The organism is Paraglaciecola sp. MB-3u-78, from assembly GCF_002835935.1.
Classification (GTDB): Bacteria; Pseudomonadota; Gammaproteobacteria; order Enterobacterales; family Alteromonadaceae; genus Paraglaciecola.
Genome location: NZ_PJCF01000082.1, coordinates 1 through 232 on the forward strand (window position 1 = coordinate 1; position 232 = coordinate 232).

Below are 232 nucleotides of genomic sequence, written 5' to 3' on the forward strand. Positions count from 1 at the left end.
CACTGATAGCCATTGGAGATTATGTTGATACTGATAATGACGGTGCACCGGATGAGTGTGATGCGGCTTGTATATCCCTTGGCATGGCAGCTGATGCTGACGACGACAACGATGGTTATTCAGATGCAGATGAAATTGCAGCCGGAACAAATCCGTTAGTCAATAGCAGTTTACCGCTGGATACTGACGGCGATTTTATCTCAAACGTGACCGACACTGACGATGATAATGA

1 protein-coding gene is annotated in these 232 nt (G+C 46.1%); it reads left to right on the forward strand.

Features of this window, described 5'->3' with window-relative positions; translation table 11 throughout:
* Positions 1-232: hypothetical protein (locus CXF95_RS26400; RefSeq protein ID WP_157828268.1), on the forward strand; the 232-nt coding region annotated here is incomplete at both ends.